Source organism: Micromonospora sp. NPDC049366 (assembly GCF_044466625.1).
GTDB lineage: Bacteria > Actinomycetota > Actinomycetes > Mycobacteriales > Micromonosporaceae > Micromonospora.
This window is the reverse complement of record NZ_JBITMV010000001.1, coordinates 186,045-205,421: the sequence shown is the minus strand read 5'-3', so window position 1 is coordinate 205,421 and position 19,377 is coordinate 186,045. Positions and strand designations below refer to the sequence as shown.

At 74.5% G+C, this 19,377-nt stretch carries 22 protein-coding genes; 7 read left to right on the top strand and 15 right to left on the bottom strand.

Annotated elements, in window-relative coordinates:
• Positions 1–3: 3 nt before the first annotated feature.
• Both ACIBTV_RS00975 and ACIBTV_RS00970 read left to right on the top strand, forming a co-directional pair.
• Positions 4–558 (top strand): hypothetical protein, encoded by a 555-nt coding sequence (locus tag ACIBTV_RS00975; protein ID WP_396701062.1) that lies wholly within the window; start codon positions 4–6, stop codon positions 556–558.
• A 124-nt stretch (positions 559–682) separates the two neighbouring features.
• Positions 683–1,594 (top strand): hypothetical protein, encoded by a 912-nt coding sequence (locus ACIBTV_RS00970; RefSeq protein WP_396701060.1) that lies wholly within the window; start codon positions 683–685, stop codon positions 1,592–1,594.
• A gap of 77 nt (positions 1,595–1,671) precedes the next feature.
• Here ACIBTV_RS00970 and ACIBTV_RS00965 read toward each other — a convergent pair whose 3' ends face one another.
• The 6 genes from ACIBTV_RS00965 to ACIBTV_RS00940 all read right to left on the bottom strand — a co-directional run bounded on the left by ACIBTV_RS00965 (position 1,672) and on the right by ACIBTV_RS00940 (position 6,533).
• Positions 1,672–2,058 carry an LPXTG cell wall anchor domain-containing protein gene (locus tag ACIBTV_RS00965; RefSeq protein WP_396701058.1) on the bottom strand — a complete coding sequence of 129 codons (387 nt, stop codon included), beginning with the start codon at positions 2,056–2,058 and terminating at the stop codon, positions 1,672–1,674.
• Positions 2,059–2,155: 97 nt separating this feature from the next.
• Positions 2,156–3,409, bottom strand: coding sequence for a PQQ-binding-like beta-propeller repeat protein (locus ACIBTV_RS00960; RefSeq protein WP_396701056.1), 1,254 nt, complete (start codon positions 3,407–3,409; stop codon positions 2,156–2,158).
• Between the two features lie 86 nt (positions 3,410–3,495).
• Entirely contained in the window at positions 3,496–3,978 is a 483-nt protein-coding gene (locus ACIBTV_RS00955) for an SRPBCC domain-containing protein (RefSeq protein ID WP_396701054.1), read from the bottom strand.
• A 122-nt stretch (positions 3,979–4,100) separates the two neighbouring features.
• Complete coding sequence (locus tag ACIBTV_RS00950; protein ID WP_396701052.1) at positions 4,101–4,310, bottom strand: DUF397 domain-containing protein; 210 nt, start codon at positions 4,308–4,310, stop codon at positions 4,101–4,103.
• 148 nt (positions 4,311–4,458) lie between these two features.
• Positions 4,459–5,658: a fumarylacetoacetase gene (fahA, locus tag ACIBTV_RS00945; protein ID WP_396701050.1), complete on the bottom strand. Its 1,200-nt coding sequence runs from the start codon at positions 5,656–5,658 to the stop codon at positions 4,459–4,461.
• Positions 5,655–6,533, bottom strand: coding sequence for a hypothetical protein (locus tag ACIBTV_RS00940; RefSeq protein ID WP_396701048.1), 879 nt, complete (start codon positions 6,531–6,533; stop codon positions 5,655–5,657). Before ACIBTV_RS00940 ends, fahA begins: the two co-directional genes overlap by 4 nt.
• Positions 6,534–6,626: 93 nt before the next feature.
• Between ACIBTV_RS00940 and ACIBTV_RS00935 the strand changes: the two genes are divergently transcribed.
• Positions 6,627–7,793 (top strand): homogentisate 1,2-dioxygenase, encoded by a 1,167-nt coding sequence (locus tag ACIBTV_RS00935; RefSeq protein WP_396701046.1) that lies wholly within the window; start codon positions 6,627–6,629, stop codon positions 7,791–7,793.
• A gap of 48 nt (positions 7,794–7,841) precedes the next feature.
• Here ACIBTV_RS00935 and ACIBTV_RS00930 read toward each other — a convergent pair whose 3' ends face one another.
• Both ACIBTV_RS00930 and ACIBTV_RS00925 read right to left on the bottom strand, forming a co-directional pair.
• Positions 7,842–8,867, bottom strand: coding sequence for a tetratricopeptide repeat protein (locus tag ACIBTV_RS00930; RefSeq protein WP_396701044.1), 1,026 nt, complete (start codon positions 8,865–8,867; stop codon positions 7,842–7,844).
• Between the two features lie 10 nt (positions 8,868–8,877).
• Positions 8,878–10,233 (bottom strand): BTAD domain-containing putative transcriptional regulator, encoded by a 1,356-nt coding sequence (locus tag ACIBTV_RS00925; protein ID WP_396701043.1) that lies wholly within the window; start codon positions 10,231–10,233, stop codon positions 8,878–8,880.
• Between the two features lie 210 nt (positions 10,234–10,443).
• Here ACIBTV_RS00925 and ACIBTV_RS00920 point away from each other — a divergent pair, with 210 nt between their 5' ends.
• A complete protein-coding gene (locus ACIBTV_RS00920; protein ID WP_396701041.1) occupies positions 10,444–10,971 on the top strand; it encodes a hypothetical protein in 528 nt (175 codons plus the stop codon).
• Here ACIBTV_RS00920 and ispF read toward each other — a convergent pair.
• Genes ispF through ACIBTV_RS00905 form a run of 3 tightly spaced genes read right to left on the bottom strand, consistent with a single transcriptional unit; the run spans position 10,968 to position 12,718 of the window.
• The gene (gene ispF, locus ACIBTV_RS00915; RefSeq protein ID WP_396702015.1) at positions 10,968–11,468 is read right to left on the bottom strand and encodes a 2-C-methyl-D-erythritol 2,4-cyclodiphosphate synthase; all 501 of its coding nucleotides are present in this window, start codon (positions 11,466–11,468) and stop codon (positions 10,968–10,970) included. The genes ACIBTV_RS00920 and ispF overlap by 4 nt on opposite strands.
• On the bottom strand, positions 11,468–12,178 hold the full coding sequence (gene ispD / locus ACIBTV_RS00910) for a 2-C-methyl-D-erythritol 4-phosphate cytidylyltransferase (RefSeq protein WP_396701039.1): 711 nt from the start codon (positions 12,176–12,178) through the stop codon (positions 11,468–11,470). Before ispD ends, ispF begins: the two co-directional genes overlap by 1 nt.
• 54 nt (positions 12,179–12,232) lie before the next feature.
• On the bottom strand, positions 12,233–12,718 hold the full coding sequence (locus ACIBTV_RS00905) for a CarD family transcriptional regulator (protein WP_012015454.1): 486 nt from the start codon (positions 12,716–12,718) through the stop codon (positions 12,233–12,235).
• A 329-nt stretch (positions 12,719–13,047) separates the two neighbouring features.
• Between ACIBTV_RS00905 and ACIBTV_RS00900 the strand changes: the two genes are divergently transcribed.
• Positions 13,048–13,743, top strand: a complete 696-nt coding sequence (locus ACIBTV_RS00900) for a hypothetical protein (protein WP_396701036.1) — start codon at positions 13,048–13,050, stop codon at positions 13,741–13,743.
• A gap of 51 nt (positions 13,744–13,794) precedes the next feature.
• Here ACIBTV_RS00900 and ACIBTV_RS00895 read toward each other — a convergent pair whose 3' ends face one another.
• From ACIBTV_RS00895 to ACIBTV_RS00880, 4 genes are all read right to left on the bottom strand, one after another.
• Positions 13,795–14,415, bottom strand: a complete 621-nt coding sequence (locus tag ACIBTV_RS00895) for a hypothetical protein (protein ID WP_396701034.1) — start codon at positions 14,413–14,415, stop codon at positions 13,795–13,797.
• Between the two features lie 33 nt (positions 14,416–14,448).
• A complete protein-coding gene (locus ACIBTV_RS00890) occupies positions 14,449–15,498 on the bottom strand; it encodes a type III polyketide synthase (protein ID WP_396701032.1) in 1,050 nt (349 codons plus the stop codon).
• A gap of 78 nt (positions 15,499–15,576) precedes the next feature.
• A complete protein-coding gene (locus ACIBTV_RS00885; protein ID WP_396701030.1) occupies positions 15,577–16,743 on the bottom strand; it encodes an acyl-CoA dehydrogenase family protein in 1,167 nt (388 codons plus the stop codon).
• Positions 16,744–16,786: 43 nt separating this feature from the next.
• Positions 16,787–17,542: a methyltransferase domain-containing protein gene (locus tag ACIBTV_RS00880; protein WP_396701028.1), complete on the bottom strand. Its 756-nt coding sequence runs from the start codon at positions 17,540–17,542 to the stop codon at positions 16,787–16,789.
• A 46-nt stretch (positions 17,543–17,588) separates the two neighbouring features.
• On the opposite strand from ACIBTV_RS00880, the gene ACIBTV_RS00875 reads away from it, so the two are divergent.
• Both ACIBTV_RS00875 and ACIBTV_RS00870 read left to right on the top strand, forming a co-directional pair.
• Complete coding sequence (locus tag ACIBTV_RS00875; protein ID WP_396701026.1) at positions 17,589–18,428, top strand: UbiA family prenyltransferase; 840 nt, start codon at positions 17,589–17,591, stop codon at positions 18,426–18,428.
• A gap of 140 nt (positions 18,429–18,568) precedes the next feature.
• Positions 18,569–19,318 carry a hypothetical protein gene (locus ACIBTV_RS00870; protein WP_396701024.1) on the top strand — a complete coding sequence of 250 codons (750 nt, stop codon included), beginning with the start codon at positions 18,569–18,571 and terminating at the stop codon, positions 19,316–19,318.
• Positions 19,319–19,377 lie beyond the last annotated feature (59 nt).

The following is a 19,377-nucleotide window of genomic DNA, read 5'->3' as shown; positions in this document are numbered from 1 at the left end:
CCAGTGCGTACTGCCAAGATCTGTCTCACCGGGGCGGCAGCCGCCGCCCTGGTGGCGGCTCTCGCCGGGCCCGCCGCCGCGGCACCCACCATCGAAACGGACGCCACCTTCGAGGTGACGGCCGGCACCCTGGACGTGACCGCGCCGGCCACCGCCGACCTGGGCTCGGGCGGGTCCGGCACCGCCATCGTCGGCCAGCTCGGCGACGTCACGGTCGCTGACACCCGCGCCTCCGACGACGCCAGCTGGACCGCCAGCGTGACCGCCACCGTCTTCCAGACCGGTGGCGGCAGCCCGCCGGAGACCGTCCTGCCCGAAGAGATCGACTACTGGTCCGGCCCGGCCACCGCGACCACCGGCACCGGCACGTTCACGCCGGGGCAGCTCACCTCCGGCGACGCGGCCCCGCTGAGCAGCGGCACGCCGCTCACCGCCTTCGGCCACGGCGGCGGCACCGGCAACAACTCCGCGACCTGGAACCCGACCCTGGTCGTCAACGTCCCGCTCGACAGCATCGCGGGCGAGTACGCCGGCACGGTGACGCATTCGGTGGCATAGCCGCCGGGAGCGGTCGATCGTCGCGGCTGCGATCGCGCTCGCCTGCCTCGCCGGTCCGGGTCTGCCGACCCGGGCCGGCGCGGCCGAGCCGGACCCCGACGAGGGCAGCATCGGGATCCGGCTGGTGGAGGCGCCGACCAATCGACGCGACGATCCCCGCGCCCTGCGCTACGTCGTCGACCACCTGCCGCCGGGCAGCAGGATCAACCGGCAGCTCCTGATCGTGAACCGCACTCCCGAGCATCGCCGCATCGACCTCTACCCGGCGGCGGCGACCCTGGAGAATCAGCGGTTCGTCTTCGGCGAGGGCCGGGCGGACAACGAGCTCACCTCGTGGGTCACGCTCGACCGCACGTCGGTCGAGCTGGAGCCCTGGGCGGAGACCCGGGTCCGGGCGACCGTGGCGGTGCCCCGGGCCGCCTCGGCCGGCGAGCGGTACGGCGTGATCTGGGCGTCCGCCGCCTCCACACCCCGGCCCGGTGACTCCGTCACCCAGATCCACCGGGTGGGCGTACGGATGTATCTCGACGTCGGCCCCGGCGGCGAGCCCGCGTCCGACTTCGCCATCGGCGAACTGCGCCCCGCGCGCGATCCCGGAGGTGAGCCGTCGATCAGCGCCCAGGTGACGAACACCGGCGGTCGGGCCCTCGACCTGTCCGGCCAGGTCACTCTGTCCGAGGGCCCGGCGGGCAGCCGAGCGGGCCCGTTCGCGGTCACGCGGGGCACGACGCTGGCACCGGGCGAGTCCGGCCAGGTCTCCGCCCGGCTGCCCGCGGAGCTGCCGAACGGCCCCTGGAAGGTCGAAGTCGCGCTGGAGAGCGGGCGGATCAAGAAGACCGCGAGCGGACGGATCGAGTTTCCCGAAGCGGGTCGGGTCGGGAAGCCCGCCTCGGGCCTGTCCCGGGTGCTCACCGTCTGGACCGTCGGCGCGTCCGTGGTGGGGCTGCTGCTGGTGGCCGGGCTGGTCGTACTGGCCCGCCGCTCCCGGCAGCCGTCGCGGCGACCGCCCGCCGGTCGGATTCCCGTCCGGCACTGAGCCCGTCAGGGCCGCACCGCCCGGCGTGACCGCGCCACCCGGGTCACGCCGGGCGGTGGCGCGGTGGGCGGCCACGGTCAGGCCGCACCCCGACGCGAGGGGCGCGGGTCACGGCGGACGGCGCGGACGGCGAGCCAACCGACGAGCAACAGAGTCGCACCCAGCCCGAGCAGCAGCGGACCCGGCGACCCGCGCTCTCCGGTGACCGGCAGGTGCCCGCTCGGCGAGGGCTGGGGCGTCGGCGGGGTGGGCTGCGGGGTGGGCGGAGTCGGCCGGGGCGTCGGCGGCTGCGGGGAGGCCGGCACGACCCGGAAGGTGACGTTCCCGGACGGCTCGACCTGCCCGGCGGCCCGGGCGTCCGGCGACGTGGGTTGGGGGACGGACACCGGCGAGATCGCCAGGGCGACTCCCGCCGTCGCGGCGAGCCCCGCTCCGAGAAACCATCCAGCCGCCCTGGTACCCATCCGCTGCCTCCCGACCGAGAACATGAATCAGGAGAAACATACCTTTTCGGGCAGAACGTGACGGTGGTTCCGATCCTTCCGCGTCACCGTTACCTGATCAGGTGGCCGCGAGGACGAGCGGCTCCGACGTGAGGAAGTAACCCTGGTCGTCCGCGTCCGGATCGACCGGCTCACGGAGGCGCTCGACGACCAGATAACCGTCCGCCGCGTACGCCGCACCCGGCACGTACCCGGTGCCGTCCTGACCGACCGTCAGAGTGAACCGGGACCGCTCCGCGCCGGTCGCCGGATCGATCGTGACCAGGTCCCGCGCGTCGGTCAGCAGGTGCACCCGGCCGGGCTGCACGGCGATCACCCGCCCCGACCCCAGATCGGGGCGACGCCACAGCTCCTCGCCGGTCCGGGCGGACCGGCCGACCAGCACCCCGTTCACCACGGTCACCGCCTGGTCGCCGGCCAGCTCGACGTCACGGCCGTTCAGCGCCGGCGCCGCCAGCGGGTCGCCCGGGCCGAGCAGCCAGCCGCGACCCGCCGCGTCACCCGGTCCGGCCGTACGCAGGGCCGGACACTCCGACCGCCCGGTCCGACAGCCCACCGGCGTGACGACCAGCTCGTCGCCGGCACCCGGCGGTCGCCACCGCCCGGTCACCGCACCGGTGGCCGCGTCCCGGAACTCCACCGCCGCCGGCCCGGAGCAGGCGTCCACACCGACCAACCGGCCCGTCGGGGTGGTGCCCACGTCGGTGCGGCACCCGCTCGTCAGGTCCGTACGCCACAGCTCGCGCCCGTCGGCGAGCGCGACGCCACGCGCGGCTCCGGAGCCCGTCGCCACCACCACGTCGCGACCGTCGGCGACACGGGTCAGGTAGAGGCCGGGCGGACTCCACACGATCGCCGCGCCGGTGCGCCGGGCGTTCGGTTGTTCCGTCGGGCGCGGTCCGTCGGCGCGCCACGCCACCGCGCCGGTACGCGCGTCCAGCGCCACCAGCCGACCGTCCGACCAGCGGCTCACCACCGTCGTGCCGCTCGCCACGACACCGACCAGCTCGGCCGGCCAACGCCGGTACGACCAGTACGGGGTGGTCCGGTGCCGAAAGTCGACCGGGCGGTCGGCGTAGACCTGGCGGTGGGCGGCGTACACGCGCAGCCGCCCGTCCACGATCAGCGGGGCGGCGGGCAGTCGGCCGATGACGCCGACCGGGGGCTGGGGTGCCGCCGGGTACGCCGCCTGCGCGACGGTGCTGACCTCGGCGGGGGCGAGCACCCGGTAGACCGTCGCCCCGACCGCGGCGGTGACGAGCAGTGCCGCTACCACCAGCACGATCCGTCGCCGGCCCTTCGGGAACCCCATGCGCACCTCCGCCCGGCACCCTACCCAGCGGAGCCCGCCCGTTCCCTGCCAGGTGTCCGCGGGGTGCAGGGGCGGTGGTGGCGGCGTCAGGCGGCCTCGACCGCTCCGGCGGGTTGCTCGGCGGCGAGGGCGAGGTCGGCGAGGTCGCGGCGGAGGGAGTGCTCCACGGCGCGGGCGGCCAGACCCCCGAGCAGCAGTGCGACCATCCGGCCGTACGGGTCGCTGAGCAGAGCCTCCTGGGTGACCCGGACGGCGGTGCCGCCGCGGCGCCCGCGCCGGGCGGCACGCAGTGTCCAGGTGATGCGGTAGTCGACCCCGACCCCGGGGGAGGTCAGCACCAGCCGTCGCGGTGGGACGGCCTCCACGACACAGAACTCCTCGACCAGGATCGCGCCGCCGGGCTGGGCGCGGGGCTCCCGCCAGACCGTGCCGGGGCCGAAGGCGCCGGGGGTGAGCAGCTCGACCGGGCCGGCGAGGTGTCGCCCGGCCCGGTCGGGCAGGTCGGTCAGGAGGCGCCAGACGTCGACGGCGTGCGCCTCGATCAGTCGGGTAACCGCCACCGTCGACATGCCACCTCCCGTGGCGTCGACGGTACGCGGCGTGCACTCGGCGCGGGGCCCACCACCCGGAAATTCCACCGCCGGGAGACCAGGTCGGTACGCCCGGCGGCGGCGTGCCGGGGGGAGGACGGTCAGCGGTCGAACTGGCCGCCCCGGATCGCCTCCACGAACGCCGTCCATCCCGGCGGGCTGACCGCGAGTGTGGGGCCGGTCTGGTCCTTCGAGTCGCGTACGCCGACGACGCCGACGACGTCGACCAGGTTGTCCGCCACCTCCACGCAGAGTCCCTGGTCGTTGGAGCGGCTGCTGGTGCGCCAGACGGCGCCCGCCAGATCGTTCATCGTGACTACCTCCCTGTCCGGTGGGACGCCCCGCGCCCCGGCCGGGGGGACCGTGGATCGGGCCCGGACCGGCGCGACGGGGCGTCGGAATCCGGAGCGATCAACGGGGGAGGTGACGGCCTTGATCGCACACTCGGTGCGACCGAGGTCAGCGGGCGGGCAGGATGGTGCCGCCGACCTCGCCGAGGGCGATCGTCGTGCCGTCCGGGCCGGGCGCCGTCGCGGTGATGGTGACGGTGTCGCCGTCCTCCAGGAAGGTCCGGGTGGCGCCGTCGGCGAACTTCACCGGTTCGGCGCCGCCCCAGGTCAGCTCCAGGAACGAGCCGACCTGCCCGCGCTCGGGGCCGGACACGGTGCCGGAGGCGTAGAGGTCCCCGGTGCGCAGGGAGGCGCCGTTGACGGTCAGGTGGGCCAACTGCTGGGCGGGGGTCCAGTACATGGTGTCGAACGGCGGCTCGCTGACCCGTTCCCCGTTCCACTCGACCGCCAGGCGCAGGTCCAGCCCGAGGTGCGGCACGTCGCGCAGGTAGTCGGCGACCGGCGGATCCTGCTCGGGCGCCGGCACGAACGCGTCGGCGAGGGCGTCCAGCGGCGTCACCCAGGCGGAGATCGAGGTGGCAAACGACTTGCCCAGGAACGGGCCGAGCGGCTGGTACTCCCAGGCCTGGATGTCCCGGGCGGACCAGTCGTTGACCAGCACCACGCCGAAGACGTGGTCGGCGAAGTCGTCGGCGGAGACCCGCGCGCCCAGCGGGCTGGGCACGCCGACCACGAAGCCCACCTCGGCCTCGATGTCGAGGCGTACGGACGCGCCGTAGACCGGGCCGGCAGACGAGGCCCGCTGCCCGCTGGGGCGGACCACCGGGGTGCCCGAGACGACCACCGTGCCGGCCCGGCCGTGGTAGCCGATCGGCAGGTGCTTCCAGTTCGGCAGCAGCGGCGGCTGGCCCGGCCGGAAGATCTGCCCGACGTTGCCGGCGTGGTGCTCGGACGAGTAGAAGTCGACGTAGTCGGCGACCTCGAACGGCAGGTGCAGCCGTACCGCGTCCAGCGGCACCAGCAGCGGCTCGACCGCCGACCGGTGCGCGGGGTCGGTGAGCAGCTCGGTGATCCGCTGCCGGGCGGCCGTCCACTGCGGTCGCCCGAGCGCCATGAACGGGTTGAGGGTGGGCGCGCGGAAGGCGCCTGCCGCCAGCACCAGCCCGGCCGCCTCGGCGCCGGCCAGGTCGAGCACGAGGTCTCCGATGCGTACGCCGACGCGCGGCTCCTCGCCGTCACGGCTGAACACCCCGTACGGCAGGTTGGTCACCCCGTACGCCGAGCCTTCGACACCGGTCACCCAGGTCATGCGCCTTCGCCCCCGTTCAACAGCCCCAGCCGGGTCAGATCGGTCAGTGGTTCCTCGATGCTGCACGAGCCGAACCCGATCCACAGCGGACGCGCCCGGTCCCGGGCGACCGCGATGCGCTCGACCAGCGGGCCCCGGCTGGCCTTGACCAGGAGCCCGGCGACCGTGTCCGGACCGGCGCCGTCGGCGGCGGCCACCGTCGCGGCCAGCAGGTTGGCGAACCCGTGGTGGGTGAACCCGGTCGCCGGTTCGAGGTGCCGGACGGCGCGGTGCAGCCCGGCGGTCAGCTTGAACGGCAGGTCACGGTCCCGGCAGGCGCAGATCACCGCGGCCAACTCGACCGGGGTGGGGAAGAGTTCGGCGGCGAGCCCGCCGGTGCGGAACTTCGCCGCGATCGGCAGCCCGTCGGCGCGGGCGGCGGCGAGGGTGTCCAGCGCGGCCATCAGGCCGAAGGTGAGCGGCAGCTCGGCGTAGACGTCGAGGGCGGGGCGGTCGTGGCCGGTGCCCCGGGTGCGCTTGGCCAGCTCGATCAGCTCGTGCAGGCCGGGCTGCGGGTCCTCGCCGCGCTTGGCGACGGCCGCCTCCACCTGGCGGATCCGGATGCGCGGGTCGGCCTCGGCGCACGCCGCGTCGAGTCGCCCGATGGGCTCGTCGGCGATGACGCCGACCGCGAACCGCTCGCCGTCGTCGAGCAGGGTGGCCAGGTCGGGCAGCTTCGAGGCGGGGATCAGCAGGGGGCCGACGAGGTCGGCGTACCACGCGGCGCGGTGCCGGCGATGCGCGGCCACCGCGTCGGGCAGCGCGGCGCTGCCGGGCGGGAAGACGGCGGCGTCGTCCACGAGGCCGTCGAGGAGCGCGGGCACCTGCGTTGACACGGAACAAGAATGTACGGGACGCTACAAGGAACGGACAACAGCGTCCGATTATCGGACGCGTTGACCGGGTGCCGGGTCCTATCGGGAGGCGAGATGCCGTACTACCGCAGCGTCGGCGAGGTGCCGCGCAAGCGTCACACCCAGTTCCGCCAGCCCGACGGCAGCCTCTACGCCGAGGAGCTGATGGGCCAGGAGGGCTTCTCGTCCGACTCGTCGCTGCTCTACCACCGCCACGCCCCCACCGCGATCGTCGCCGCCGAGGAGTTCGCGCCGCCCGCGTACGCCCGGGTGCCGAACCTGCCGCTCAAGCCCCGCCACCTGCGCACCCACAAGCTCGACGGCGCCGGCGCCGACCCGGTGCTCGGCCGGCAGTACCTGCTCGCCAACGACGACGTGCGGATCGCGTACGTGCTCGCCGACCGGCCGTCGCCGCTGTTCCGCGACGCCACCGGCGACCACTGCCTCTACGTCGAGGCCGGCAGTCTGCGCGTCGAGTCGACCTTCGGCGTGCTCGACGCGGTCGCCGGTGACTACGTCATCGTGCCCACGTCGACCATCCACCGCCTGGTGCCGACCGGCGACCAGCCGGTACGCCTGCTGACCATCGAGGCGTCCGGCCACATCGGCCCGCCCAAGCGCTACCTCTCCGTGCGCGGCCAGTTCCTGGAGCACTCCCCCTACTGCGAGCGGGACGTCCGCGGACCGGACGCGCCGCTGCTCGTCGACGGGGAGGACGTGGAGGTGCTGGTCCGGCACCGTCGCGGCTGGACCCGACACGTGTACGCCAACCACCCCTTCGACGTGGTGGGCTGGGACGGCCACCTCTACCCGTGGGCCTTCTCCATCCACGACTTCGAGCCGATCACCGGTCGCATCCACCAGCCGCCGCCCGTGCACCAGACCTTCCAGGGCCCGAACTTCGTGATCTGCTCGTTCGTGCCGCGCAAGGTGGACTACCACCCCGACGCGATCCCGGTGCCCTACAACCACCACAACGTCGACTCCGACGAGATGCTCTTCTACACCGGCGGCAACTACGAGGCCCGGCGCGGCTCGGGGATCGAGCAGGGCTCCATCTCGCTGCACCCGTCCGGCTTCACCCACGGCCCCCAGCCCGGCGCGGCCGAGCGCGCGATCGGTGTCGACTTCTTCGACGAGCTGGCGGTCATGGTCGACACCTTCCGTCCGCTCGACCTCTGCGACGCCGCCACCGCCTGCGAGGACCCGGGCTACGCCTGGACCTGGGCCCGCCGCCCCTGACCACCGCGCTCCCCCGGGCCGCGCTCCGCCGGCACCCCGGTCATGCGCTCAGACCGGGGTGCGGGACCAGACGACCAGCTCCGCGGCGGCCGCCGCGGCGATGGCGAGCACCAGCGGCCACGGGCTGCCGACCAGCGCGTACAGCAGGATGAGCACCGGCGCGGCGGCTGCCGCGTAGACCGCCAGCGCCAACGAACGGTCGGCGCGGAGCAGGCTGGGCAGGACGGTGCGGGACGGCCCGGGCAGCCTCGCGGCGAACCGCCAGGCCACCAGCGCCCCACCCGCGGCCGCGAAGACCGCCACGAAGCGGGACAGAGCGCCGTTGCCCGCCGCGAGGCAGGCGATCAGCACCGCCGTGATCATCGACCAGCCCGCCGCGTAGACGACGAGCTGCCGGACGGCGGCGGAGATCGTCCGACCGGAGTCCACCCGGCCGGGTGCCACCGTGGCGGCGTCGGCGAGATGCTCCAGCGCCTCGCTCCAGCGGCGCTGCTCCAGCCGGATCACACCGATGTCGTGCTGCGCCTCGGCGAGCTGCGGATCGAGCCGCAGCGCCTCCCGGTAGGCCCGCTCGGCGAGGTCGAACATCTGCATGTTGGCGGCGACCAGCCCGAGGACCAGGTGCGCCTGCGGCTCCTCCGGCGCCAGCTCCACCCCCCGCCAGGCCGCGTTGAGCGCGGTCTGGCCGTTGCGGGAGCCGGCCAGGATCGCCGCGGCGCTGCTCTGCGCGTACGCGTCGTTCGGGCCGAGCGCCAGGATCTCGTCGGCGGCGCGGGCCGACTCGGCGTAACGCTCCAGGTCGGCCAGGGCCATGCCGCGCACGACCAGGGCCGGCACGCTGCCCGGGGCCGCGGCCAGGGCGCCGTCGGTGGCGGTGAGCGCCTCGGTCGCCCGACCCGCGGCCAGGTGGACCCGGGCCAGCAGGGTGAGCGCGGCCGCGTTGCCCGGTTCCAGGGCGACCGCGTACGCGACCTCGGCGGCGGCCTCGTCGTACCGGCCGAGTTCGGCGAGGAGCTGGGCGCGCTGGAGGTAGCCGTCGGCGGAGGACTGCTCGGGGGCGGCGTCGCTGGACATCGCGGCGAGCCTAGCCGGTTCCACACGCGACGGCGCCGACCGATCGGCCACAGGTTGCGAGGCTGCACCAGCGACGCAGGCCGTTGTCGTCGAGGAAGAGCCAGCCGCAGCGCTCGTCCCGGCAAGCCCGGACGGTCAGCCGGCGCGGATCGACCAGCAGCTCGGCGGCGCGCCACGCCACGGCGTGCAGCGGCAGCCACAACCCGGCCGCGAGGTCCGGCCACCACCGTCCCCGCCCGTCCGGCTCCCGGCGCAGCACGTGCGCCTTCGCGGCGTCCCGTGCGGACCGGGCGACCGCGTCGAACGCCGACCGGTCATCGGGGTCGGTCAGACAGGCGTAGAGCCGGCTGCGCAGTCCGCGGACCGCGTCAAGGACCGCCTCGGCCGTTCCCGGGTCGTGCCGGGCCAGGTCGATCAGTCGGTGCACCGCCGAGTCGTCGGTCAGCCCGACGTACCCGGTCCACACCGCCAGGGTGCGGTAACCGCGCAGCCACTCCGATCCGGGCAGCGGCGGCTCATGGCCCCAGCCGGCGAAGGTGTTGCAGAAGTCCAGCGCCGGATGCCCACCGACGGTCCACGGCAGCTCCTCACCGTGCAGCCGCACCTCGTGGACCGGCCGGCCGGGCCGGTCCAGCCGATGGTCGTCCCGGAGGATGCCCCGGTGCACCTCGCGCAGCTTCGGTCCCGGCTCGATCCCGAGTTCGTCGACGAGCAGCCGCCGGGTCGTCCGGTACAGCAGCAGCGCGTCCGCCTGACGGGACGCCCGGTACAGGGCGGTCATCAGGATGGCGACGAGCTGTTCCCGGGTCGGGTAGCGGTCCACCAGCGGGGTGAGCTCGCTGACGACCAGGGCGTGACGCCCCAGCGCCAACTGGGCCTCCGCCCGCAGTTCGAGGCCGGTGAGCCGCAGCTCCTCGATCGGCCCCTGCAGCCGTTCCCGTAGCTGATCGTCGGCGGTGTCGGCGAGCAGCGGCCCGCGCCAGAGAGCCAGAGCCCGGTCGAGCAGCCGGACCCGCTCGGCGGGATCCGTGGTCGTGCCCGCCGCCAGGGCGAGACGCCGGAACTCCTGCACGTCGACGTGGTGTCCGTCCGGCTCCACCAGGTAACCGTCTCCCCTGGTGATGATCCGGACCCCGTACGGGGCCAGGGACGGCCGCAACCGGCCGACGTAGGTGTGCACGACGCTCCGGGCCGAGCCGGGCGGTCGTCCACTCCACAGCAGCTCGATGAGGCGGTCGGTGCTGACCAGGCGACCGGCGTCGAGCAGGAGGACGGCGAGGATGCACCGCTCCTGGCGGCGACTGTCGATCTCGACGGGCTGGCCGTCGTGGCGCGCTTCGAAGGTCCCGAGCAGTCGGAAGTCCATGCCCGACAGTCTGCCCACGGGGGACTCCGCCGGCTCGGGTCCGCCGCACGGTCACGGCGGCCCGGTGACCGTGCGGTGAGGTTCCGGTCCGGGGAGGAGCTGACCGGCCCGGTCCGGCGCGCGCTGCCGCCGCCGAGCGGTCAGGACGTGGTGAGCGGGGACGACGATCCTGGTCCGGTCAGACCTGATCATCGAGGAGGCGGAGTGCCTATGAGCTGGCGACTGAAGGTCGGAGCGGCCCTGACGGCCGTGCTCGTGGCGGGTGTGGCGACGCCCGCCACCGCCGCGACGGGCGGTGGGGCCGGGCACGGCGGATGGGTGCCGGCGCCACAGCCCCCGTTCGAGGTGGCCGCCGGGACGCGCTGCGACTTCGCCGCGCGGGTCGAGCCGATCGTCGACGAGGTACGCAAGCTGGTGCTGGCCGAGTATCCGGACGGTTCACCCCGACGGGAGCTGTACACCGGGGCGCTGATCAACAGGGTGACGAACCTCGAGACCGGGGCGACCAGCACGGCGGACGCCAGCGGCACCTCACTGGTCGAGTACGCCACGGACGGCTCGATGACCTGGTACGTCACCGGCCCGGTGCTGCTCGGCTTCCGCGAGAACGCGGGATCCCTGCCTCGCGGGCTGTGGATCGTCGACGGTCAGTTCATCGTCAGGTTCACCCCGACGTTCGACAAGACCATCACGATGCTGCACGGTACGACGCACAACGTCTGCACCGACGTGGATTAGCCGGTGGTGGGCCCGCCGGCCGGAGCCTCGTACACCAGAGCCACGGCGATGCCCGCGAGCCCTTCACCGCGGCCGGTGAAGCCGAGCCCGTCGGTGGTGGCGGCGGTGACCGTGACCGGCGCGCCCACGGCCTCACTCAGCACCCGCTGCGCCTCCTCGCGGCGCGGCCCGATCTTGGGCCGGTTGCCGACCACCTGCACGGAGACGTTGCCGATCACCAGGCCGGCGGCGCGCACCCGCCGGGCGCTCTCACCGAGCAGCGCCACCCCGGAGGCGCCCGCCCACTCCGGCTGGTCGACACCGAAGTTGGCGCCGAGGTCGCCGAGCCCGGCGGCGGAGAGCAGCGCGTTGCAGGCCGCGTGGGCGGCCACGTCGGCGTCGGAGTGCCCGGCCAGGCCGTCCTGGTCGGGCCAGAGCAGGCCGGCGACCCAGCAGGGGCGGCCGGCCTCGAACGCGTGCACGTCGGTGCCGATGGCGACGCGGGGAACGATCATGATCAGAGGGTACGGCCTCGGTCGGCGGCGGCCAGCAGATGCTCGGCCAGGGCCAGGTCGAACGGGCGCGTGATCTTGAGTGCATACTCCGAACCGGGCACGCAGAAGACCGGAACGCCCTGCTTCTCCACCAGGCCGGCGTCGTCGGTGAGGGCGTCACCGGCGGCGGCGTGCGCGGCGGCGAGCACCGAGCGGCGGAACCCCTGCGGGGTCTGCACCGCCCGCAGGGCGGAACGGTCGACGGTGCCGAGCACCATCTCCTCGGCGCCGACCTCCTTGATCGTGTCGACCACCGGAAGCACCGGGATCACCGCGTGCCGGCCCTCGCGGACCGCCGCCGCGACGGACTCGACCAGCTCCGGTGGGGTCAGCGCCCGGGCGGCGTCGTGCACCAGGATGATCTCCGGACCGGGCGGCACCGCAGCCAACGCGAGGGCCACGGACGCCTGCCGCTCCGCCCCACCGGCCACGACCGTCACCGGGGCGACCGGGGTCAGCAACTCCCGGACCCCCGCCACCTCGGCGGCCGGCGCGGCCACCACGATCGTGTGCACCGACCCGGCGGCGGCCAGCCGGCGCACCGCGTGCACGAGCAGGGGTTCGCCGCCGAGCAGGCGCAGGGCCTTCGGCCGGCCGGGGCCGAGCCGTACGCCCGCACCCGCCGCAGGCACGAGGACCGCGACGTCACCGCGCGGATTGAGCTGCGCGGTCACGTCGCGGTCCTCGGATCTGTTCGCTACGAATTGGGTACGTCGGTGCCGTGCGGGCTAGGCCTCGGTCAGGACCTTGTCGAGCAGCGTCTCCGCCTCGTCCTTGGTGCTCTTCTCCGCCAGCGCGACCTCGCCGACGAGGATGTCACGGGCCTTGGCGAGCATCCGCTTCTCGCCCGCGGAGAGACCCCGCTCCCGCTCCCGCCGCCACAGGTCACGCACGACCTCGGCCACCTTCAGCGGGTTACCGGAGGCCAGCTTCTCCAGATTTGCCTTGTAACGCCGCGACCAGTTGGTCGGCTCCTCGGTGTGCGGAGCCCGGAGAACGTCGAAGACCTTGCCCAGGCCCTCCTCGCCGACCACCTCGCGCACACCCACGATCTCGGCGTTCTCAGCAGGCACCCGGACCGTCAGGTCACCCTGCGCGACCCTCAGGACGAGATACTGCTTCTCCTCGCCCTTGATGACCCGAGTCTCGATTGCCTCGATGAGTGCGGCCCCGTGGTGGGGGTAAACAACGGTCTCGCCGACACTGAAAACCATAGGTTCGAAACCCCTTTCGCTGTGTCTAGGGTAACACGCTCAGGCACCGATGTCTCACCGCTGTCCTGACCGTTGGCGCAGCTCAGGGGCCCTGTGAGAGGTATTTCTTCGACTTGACAGGCAGCCAAACCGATGAGTCGAACACGCTCCGTGACGTCGGGATGACATCCCGATACGGGTGAACGGAGCGCCGAGATCAAGGGCTACGCGCTCCCCCCATGGTATCCCGTTGGCAGCTCACGCGCCCAGGTGTAGCGGGAGCAGCCCCCAGTACGGGAGGCTTGAACGCGAGCCGCTGTCCGCTCTTCGAGGCGCTTCCAGGGGGTCCGATGGGCACGCCGGACGCAGAGGGCCACGGGCCGCCCGAGGGCCTGCCCGACCTGCCGCCGGAGTGGGGTCGGGTGGTCATACCCGACGACCCCTCCGCGCTCGCCGGAGAGGCCGCACAGGTGCGCCGGGAGCTGCGCCGGGCCGCCCGCCGCGGCGCCGGACGCCCGACCCTCGGGCTGCCGCTGGTCGTCCTCCTGGTGGCGGTGCTCACCACGCTCGCCGGCCTGGTGGCCGTGACCTGGCCCCGCACGACCCGCTCGGCCGACCGCCCCGCCCCGGCCCCCCACAACCCGCCGGCCACCGTGATCGGCCGGCCCCTGCCCGCGCTGGACCTGGTCGACGGAGGGCAGTCACCGGTCCCGCTGCGCGGCCTGCTGCCCGCCATGATCCTTCTCGTCGACGGCTGCGGCTGCCCCGGGCGGGTGGCCGAGGCGGCCGGCGCCGCACCGGCGAGCGTCACCGTGGTCACCGTCGCCCATGGGCCCACCGCACCCGTCACCGTGCCGCCCGGCGCGAAGGCCGTACGCGCGCTCGGCGACCCCACCGACGGCCTGCGCACCTTCCTGCGGCTGCCGGCACGCCCGAACCGCCTCGCCGCGGTGCTGGTCGACCGCGCCGGTGTGGTGGTGAGCGTGGTGCCGGATCTCGGCCCGGTCGAGACGTACCGCGCCGACCTGACCCGCCTCGCCGCCTGAGCCGGCCGCGCCGGGATCCGCTTTCGCGCCCTGCCGCCCCGGCCGTGGCGGTCAGGCGAGCGCGACGAGCTGCGCCTCGACCCGGACCGACCGGTCGTCGGCCGTCGTCAGCGAGATCCGGAGCGGATCGCCGGAGCCCACCAGGGTGACCCCGTTGAACGAGCCGTCACAGGCCACCTGGAACTGGTCCTGGCCACCGGACCGTGATCCGTAGACCGTGATCCGCAACTCACCCGGGCCGACGCAGAAGTACTGGAGCTCGTAGCTGGCGCCGGCCGAGGTGTGGGCCTGCCGGGTCACACCCCGCTGCGGGCTGAGCGCCGTCCGCTCACGCCAGTGGGTCTTCGGCAGGTGGGGCAGCTCGGCCTCGACAGCATCCGCGCCCCGCCGGCGCCCGCCCACCTCGCCCGGGGCTCCGACCGGCCCCCGATCGACCCGCGAGGCCGTGCCGGTGGAGGGGTCGACGTGGAACACCGCACCGCCGTCGGGGTCGGTCGGCACGAGCCGCGCGGACCGCTCCACCGACGACTCGGGCACGCCCGGGCCGGTCACCGGCGCGCTCGCCTGCCACCACCAGCCACCCATGACCAGGGCGAGCACGGTCGCGCCGGCCAGGATCGCGGCCCTCGGCCGGTCACCCGCCTCGCCGCTCGCGTCGCGCCCGCCGCTCACGGACATCAGCCTAATCGTCGGACGCCCGCCCGATCACCCCTGTCGATCGAGCAGTACGGCGTAGAGGGTGAGACCCGGCCCGAAGGCGAGCATGAGGATCCGCTCCGGCGCGGTGGCGGCCCGGCGCAGCCGGTCCAGGATCAGCAGCACCGTCGGGGACGAGCAGTTGCCGTGCTCGTCGAGCGTCGCCCGGGACGCCGCCAACGCCTCGGGTGGTAACGCCAGCTCCCGCTCCACCACGTTGAGGATCCGCGGACCGCCCGGGTGGACGGCCCAACCGTCCACGTCGGCCACCGTGCTGCCGTGCCGGGCGAGGAGGTCGTCGACCAGACCCCGGACATGGGTGGAGAGCACCTGGGGCACCTTCGGCGACAGGCCCATCCGGAAACCCGCGTCGGTGACGTCCCAGGTCATGTGGTCGGCCGTGGAGGTGTCGGTGACCGAGGTGACCTCGCGCAGCGCGTAACCCGGGCCGTCGGGGAGCACCACGGCCGCGACCGCCGCGTCCGAGAAGAGCGCGTGCGAGACGATCTGTTGCGTGTCCACCCGGGCCGTCGCCGGCTGGATGTGCAGGCTGGTCAACTCGGCGCAGAGCAGCAGAGCCGGGCGGCCCCGGGCGGTCACGAAGTCGCTGACCGCGCCGAGCCCGGGCAGCGCGGCGTAGCAGCCCATGTGCCCGACGAACATCCGCTGGGTGTCCGGGGCCATGCCGAGGTCCCGGGCGAGCAGGATGTCCAGCCCCGGGGTGGCGTACCCGGTGCACGAACAGACGACGAACAGACCGATGTCGGCGGCGTCCAGACCGGCCGCCGTCAGCGCCCGGCCGACCGCCTCCTTGCCCAGCGGCAACGCCTCGACGAGATAGCGCCGCATCCGCCGCTCCGTCGGCCAGTCGGAGACGTCCTCCAACAGAGGGTTGACCGCCGCCTGCCGACGGCTGACCCCCGAGTTGGCGAAGATGCGCTCCGCCAGCGACCGGGTGGTGCCGGAGAAATGCCGGGAGAAGTAGCCGGCCCACAACTCGTCCTGCGCGGCGGAGGGCGGCTGCGCCGTCCCCAGGCCCGCGATCACCGGTACGGACACGATCCCACCTCTCGTCCGAACGCTGCCCTTTACCGGAGCCCCTCCCCGACCCCGGGACGAACCCGGGCGGCCCCACGCTCACCAACGAGGCGCCGACCCGTCCCGGTCCGGGTCACCGCCCAGCGCCGCGATTCCGAGCCAGTCGGCGCACACGTCCGAGGTGGCCGGGTGCAGCGAGCCGCACCGGGCGTCGCGGTAGAGCCGCTCCAGCGGGTGCCCGCGGCGGGTGGCCGAAGTGCCCGCCGCCTCCAGCACCGACGCGGCCACCTCGGCGGCGGTGGTGCCGGCGAGCAGCTTGGCGCGCCACACCCAGCGGTTCGTCTCCGCGTCGCCCGGCGCCTCGTCCACCCGCCGGGCCGCCTCGCGGACCGCCAGGTCGGCCGCGGCCACCGCCGCGTCGGCGCGGCCCAGCCGGGCCCGGACCGCCGGCAGGCCGGCCAGGTTGCGCGCGTTCAGGTGCTCGGCGGCCGCGTCGATCGCCGCCCGCGCCACGCCCACGTAGACCGCGGCGTAGCTCGCCACCAGCCAGTGCGGCATGAGCTGGGCGACCACCAGGGCCAGGCCCTCCACCCCGCCGAGCAGACGGTCACCCGGAACCGTCACGTCCAGGTGCAGGTCGTGTGACGCGGTCGCCCGCATGCCGAGCGAGTCCCAGGTCGGCTCGACGGTGAGGCCGGCGCCGGCCGGCACCAGGAACTGCGAGACCACCGACTGGTCACCGGCGCTGCGCGCCGCCACCAGGTAGCCGTCGGCGTGCCCGGCGCCGGAGCAGAACGTCTTGCTGCCCTTGAGGTGCCAGCCGCCGTCGACCGGCTCGTAGACCGTGCTGAGCTGGGACAGCCGGGCGCCCGCGCCCCGCTCGCTCATCGCCACCGCGTACCAGGAGCCCTGAGCGGCGGCGGTGAGCAGCCGGTCGCGGGCGGCCAGGGACTCGTCCGGCACGCCCAGCGCCTCCGCCAACTCCTCGGTGACCGCGCCCAGGGCGCCGGTGACCGAGGCGTGCATGTTGAACACCAGCGCGGTCGCGCCATTGCCCCGGGCCAGCTCGGTGGCGACCGCCGCGTACTCGGCGAAGGTCGCACCCAAACCGCCCCGTTCGCGGGGGACCATCAGGCCGAACAGGCCGGCCTCCCGCAGATCCTGGAAATCCTCGACCGGGAAGGAGCCGTCCCGGTCGTGCTCCGCCGCCCGGGCGGCGAAACGCGGCGCCAACCGGCGGGCCGCCTCCAGCGCGTGCACCGTCATATCCGCCCCCTTCTCGGCGTCCCCATACCCCCGCCGGTCGTGACTATCCTTTCCGGACCCCCCAGCCCTGGTACAGCACCGCGGCCGAGCGGGTCGGCACGATGCGCGGCGCACGGCCGGCCGGGGCCTGCGCCCCACGGACCCGCCGCAGCAACCAGCCGAGCAGACCGCCCACCTCGGGACGTACGCCGCGCACCCGCAGCGCGACACCGTGGCGGGCGCACTCGGCGATCAGCTCACGGTCGTCCACGAACAACCGTGGGTCGTGGATGCCCTTCGGCACCGTCGGCAGCCGCTCACCGAGGTGGACCGCGACGATCCGGCTCAGCAGGGTGTCGTTGAGGGTGTCCAGCACCAGCAGGCCACCCGGGCGGAGCAGCCGACACGCCTCGGCCACCACCCGCCGCCAGTCGGGCACGTGCTCCAGCAGCTCGCCCGCGGCCACCACGTCCGCGCAGCCGTCGGCGAGCGGCACCGCCGTGGCGTCGCCGTTGACCGGCTTGACGCCGTGCTCGGCGGCCTGGACCAACGCCGAACGGGTCAGGTCGACACCGACGTGCCGGTAGCCCCGGCCCGCCAGGTGCGGCGCGAGCAGGCCGGCGCCGCAGCCGAGGTCCACCAGCAGCGCGTCGGGACGGTCGGCGGGCGGCACCAGGGCGGCCCGCGCCTCGGCGAGCCAGTGCAGCATCGCGAACACACCGTCCGGCCGCCACCACTCGCCGGCCAGGTCGTCGTACTGCCGCGGATCGTTGCGCGGCAGCACCCGCCCCCGGGTGGGCGCCGGAGCCACGTCTCGCATGGGACTGAGCGTGGCATGACTCCCCGGTAACGACCAGACTTCCCTTATGTCGACAACGGTGTTAGGGCTGGTCAGGGCGAGCCATCCCGAACCGACCGCAGCAGTGACCACGGTGGCCGGTCTGCTGGCCGTCGGCGTCGGTCACCGGCCCGCCGGGACCGCCGCCGTGGCGCTGTCGGTGCTGGCCAGCCAGCTCGCCACGGGCTGGACCAACGACGCGGTCGACGCCGGGCGGGACGCCGCGGTGGGGCGTACCGAGAAACCGATCCCGGGCGGCGCGGTCGGCCGCCGCACGGTGGCCTGGTCGGCGGCGGTGGCCGCGCTCGCCACCCCGGCGCTGGCCCTGCTCACGAACCCGTGGGCGGCGGCCGCCCTGACGCTCGCGCTGGCCTCCGCGCTGCTCTACGACTGGCCGCTGAAGTCCACCCCGCTGTCGGTGCTGCCCTACGCCGTCTCCTTCGGCGCGCTGCCCGCCTTCGTGGTGCTGGCCCTCCCCGGCGCGCCGGCGCCGCCGGTCTGGCTGATCGCCGCCGGCGCCCTCCTCGGCGCCGGGGCACACTTCGCCAACGTCCTGCCGGACCTCGCCGACGACGCCCGGACCGGGGTCCGCGGCCTGCCGCACCGGCTGGGCGCGACCGGCAGCCGGGTCGCCGCCGCCGGGCTGCTGCTGGCGGCGACCGGCACCCTGGTCTTCGGCCCGCCGGGGCCGCCGTCGGGGGTGGGGCTCACCGCGGTGCTGGCCGCCGTCGTGGCGCCCCTCGTCGGCTGGTACGGCGGCCGCGCCGCGGTCCGGGCCGGACGGCGGCCGGTGAGCGCCTTCCGTGCCGTGATGCTGGTGGCGCTCATCGACGTGGTCCTGCTGGTCACGAGCGGTCGGGTGGTCTGAGCGTCACCCCCCGAGGTGGCATCCCCGGGTCGGCGTGCGGGCCTCGATCAGCCCCAACTACCCTGGAGCGCGGTCTGCGCGGGCATGGCCACCGTGCCCGGCGTACGCAACCGGGTGTGATCGTGACGAGGAGGACCGACGTGACGCGCTCGATCAGGGGTTCCCGGCGGGCGGCCCTGCTGCTGTCCGGGGTGGCGGCGGCGACCAGCCTGCTGCTGTCCGGGTGCGGCGCGGGGCAGATCTCCGAGACCGCCGGCAAGGAGCCGTCGGTCCAGGGCGTCAACCTCTCGACCGCGAACGGCCTGCTCGCGGTGCGTGGCCTGCTGGTGGACTTCCCCGGCGTGGAGGGTTACCGGGCGGGCGAGAACGCCAAGCTCAACGCGGTGATCTACAACGACACGCGCAACCCGGTCACGGTCACCGTCACCACCCAGGACGCCCGCTCGGTCGTCCTCACCAGCACCGGCGCCTCGGCCAGCCCGTCCGCGTCCGCGAGCCCGTCGGAGTCGGCGTCCGCCAGCCCGTCCGACTCCGAGTCGGCGACCCCGAGCGGGTCGGCGTCCCCCAGCGGCTCGGCCTCGCCGAGCGCCTCGGCCAGCCCGTCGGCGTCGGCCCCCGCCGGCAAGCCGGCCCGGTTCGAGATCGCGCCGCTCAGCTACATCCAGCTGAACGAGCAGTCCGGCCGCGTGCTCGAGCTGGTCGGCCTGAACGAGGCGCTGCTCTCCGGCCAGAACGTCTTCGTGACCTTCGACTTCGGCGACGGCAACACGGTCACCGGGCCGGCCCCGATCGCGGTGCCGTTCACCCCGGGCCCCCGTCCCACCCCGATCATCGAGCGCGAGGGCGGCCACGAGGACACCGACGAGGGCGGCGCCGGCCACGGCGGCTGACCCACCCCGATCTCGACGACACCGCCGGCGTGGCGACCACCACGCCGGCGGTGTCTTCG

What these genes read in the sequence shown, in the direction of transcription:
- ACIBTV_RS00880 (WP_396701028.1), bottom strand. Translation starts at nt 17,542, where the DNA reads ATGCGAGACGTGGCTCCGGCGCCCACCCGGGGGCGGGTGCTGCCGCGC.
- ACIBTV_RS00965 (WP_396701058.1), bottom strand. Translation starts at nt 2,058, where the DNA reads ATGGGTACCAGGGCGGCTGGATGGTTTCTCGGAGCGGGGCTCGCCGCG.
- ACIBTV_RS00900 (WP_396701036.1), top strand. Translation starts at nt 13,048, where the DNA reads ATGGGCACGCCGGACGCAGAGGGCCACGGGCCGCCCGAGGGCCTGCCC.
- ACIBTV_RS00935 (WP_396701046.1), top strand. Translation starts at nt 6,627, where the DNA reads ATGCCGTACTACCGCAGCGTCGGCGAGGTGCCGCGCAAGCGTCACACC.
- ACIBTV_RS00930 (WP_396701044.1), bottom strand. Translation starts at nt 8,867, where the DNA reads ATGTCCAGCGACGCCGCCCCCGAGCAGTCCTCCGCCGACGGCTACCTC.
- ACIBTV_RS00955 (WP_396701054.1), bottom strand. Translation starts at nt 3,978, where the DNA reads ATGTCGACGGTGGCGGTTACCCGACTGATCGAGGCGCACGCCGTCGAC.
- ACIBTV_RS00960 (WP_396701056.1), bottom strand. Translation starts at nt 3,409, where the DNA reads ATGGGGTTCCCGAAGGGCCGGCGACGGATCGTGCTGGTGGTAGCGGCA.
- ACIBTV_RS00905 (WP_012015454.1), bottom strand. Translation starts at nt 12,718, where the DNA reads ATGGTTTTCAGTGTCGGCGAGACCGTTGTTTACCCCCACCACGGGGCC.
- ACIBTV_RS00950 (WP_396701052.1), bottom strand. Translation starts at nt 4,310, where the DNA reads ATGAACGATCTGGCGGGCGCCGTCTGGCGCACCAGCAGCCGCTCCAAC.
- fahA (WP_396701050.1), bottom strand. Translation starts at nt 5,658, where the DNA reads ATGACCTGGGTGACCGGTGTCGAAGGCTCGGCGTACGGGGTGACCAAC.
- ACIBTV_RS00875 (WP_396701026.1), top strand. Translation starts at nt 17,589, where the DNA reads ATGTCGACAACGGTGTTAGGGCTGGTCAGGGCGAGCCATCCCGAACCG.
- ACIBTV_RS00925 (WP_396701043.1), bottom strand. Translation starts at nt 10,233, where the DNA reads ATGGACTTCCGACTGCTCGGGACCTTCGAAGCGCGCCACGACGGCCAG.
- ACIBTV_RS00920 (WP_396701041.1), top strand. Translation starts at nt 10,444, where the DNA reads ATGAGCTGGCGACTGAAGGTCGGAGCGGCCCTGACGGCCGTGCTCGTG.
- ACIBTV_RS00885 (WP_396701030.1), bottom strand. Translation starts at nt 16,743, where the DNA reads ATGACGGTGCACGCGCTGGAGGCGGCCCGCCGGTTGGCGCCGCGTTTC.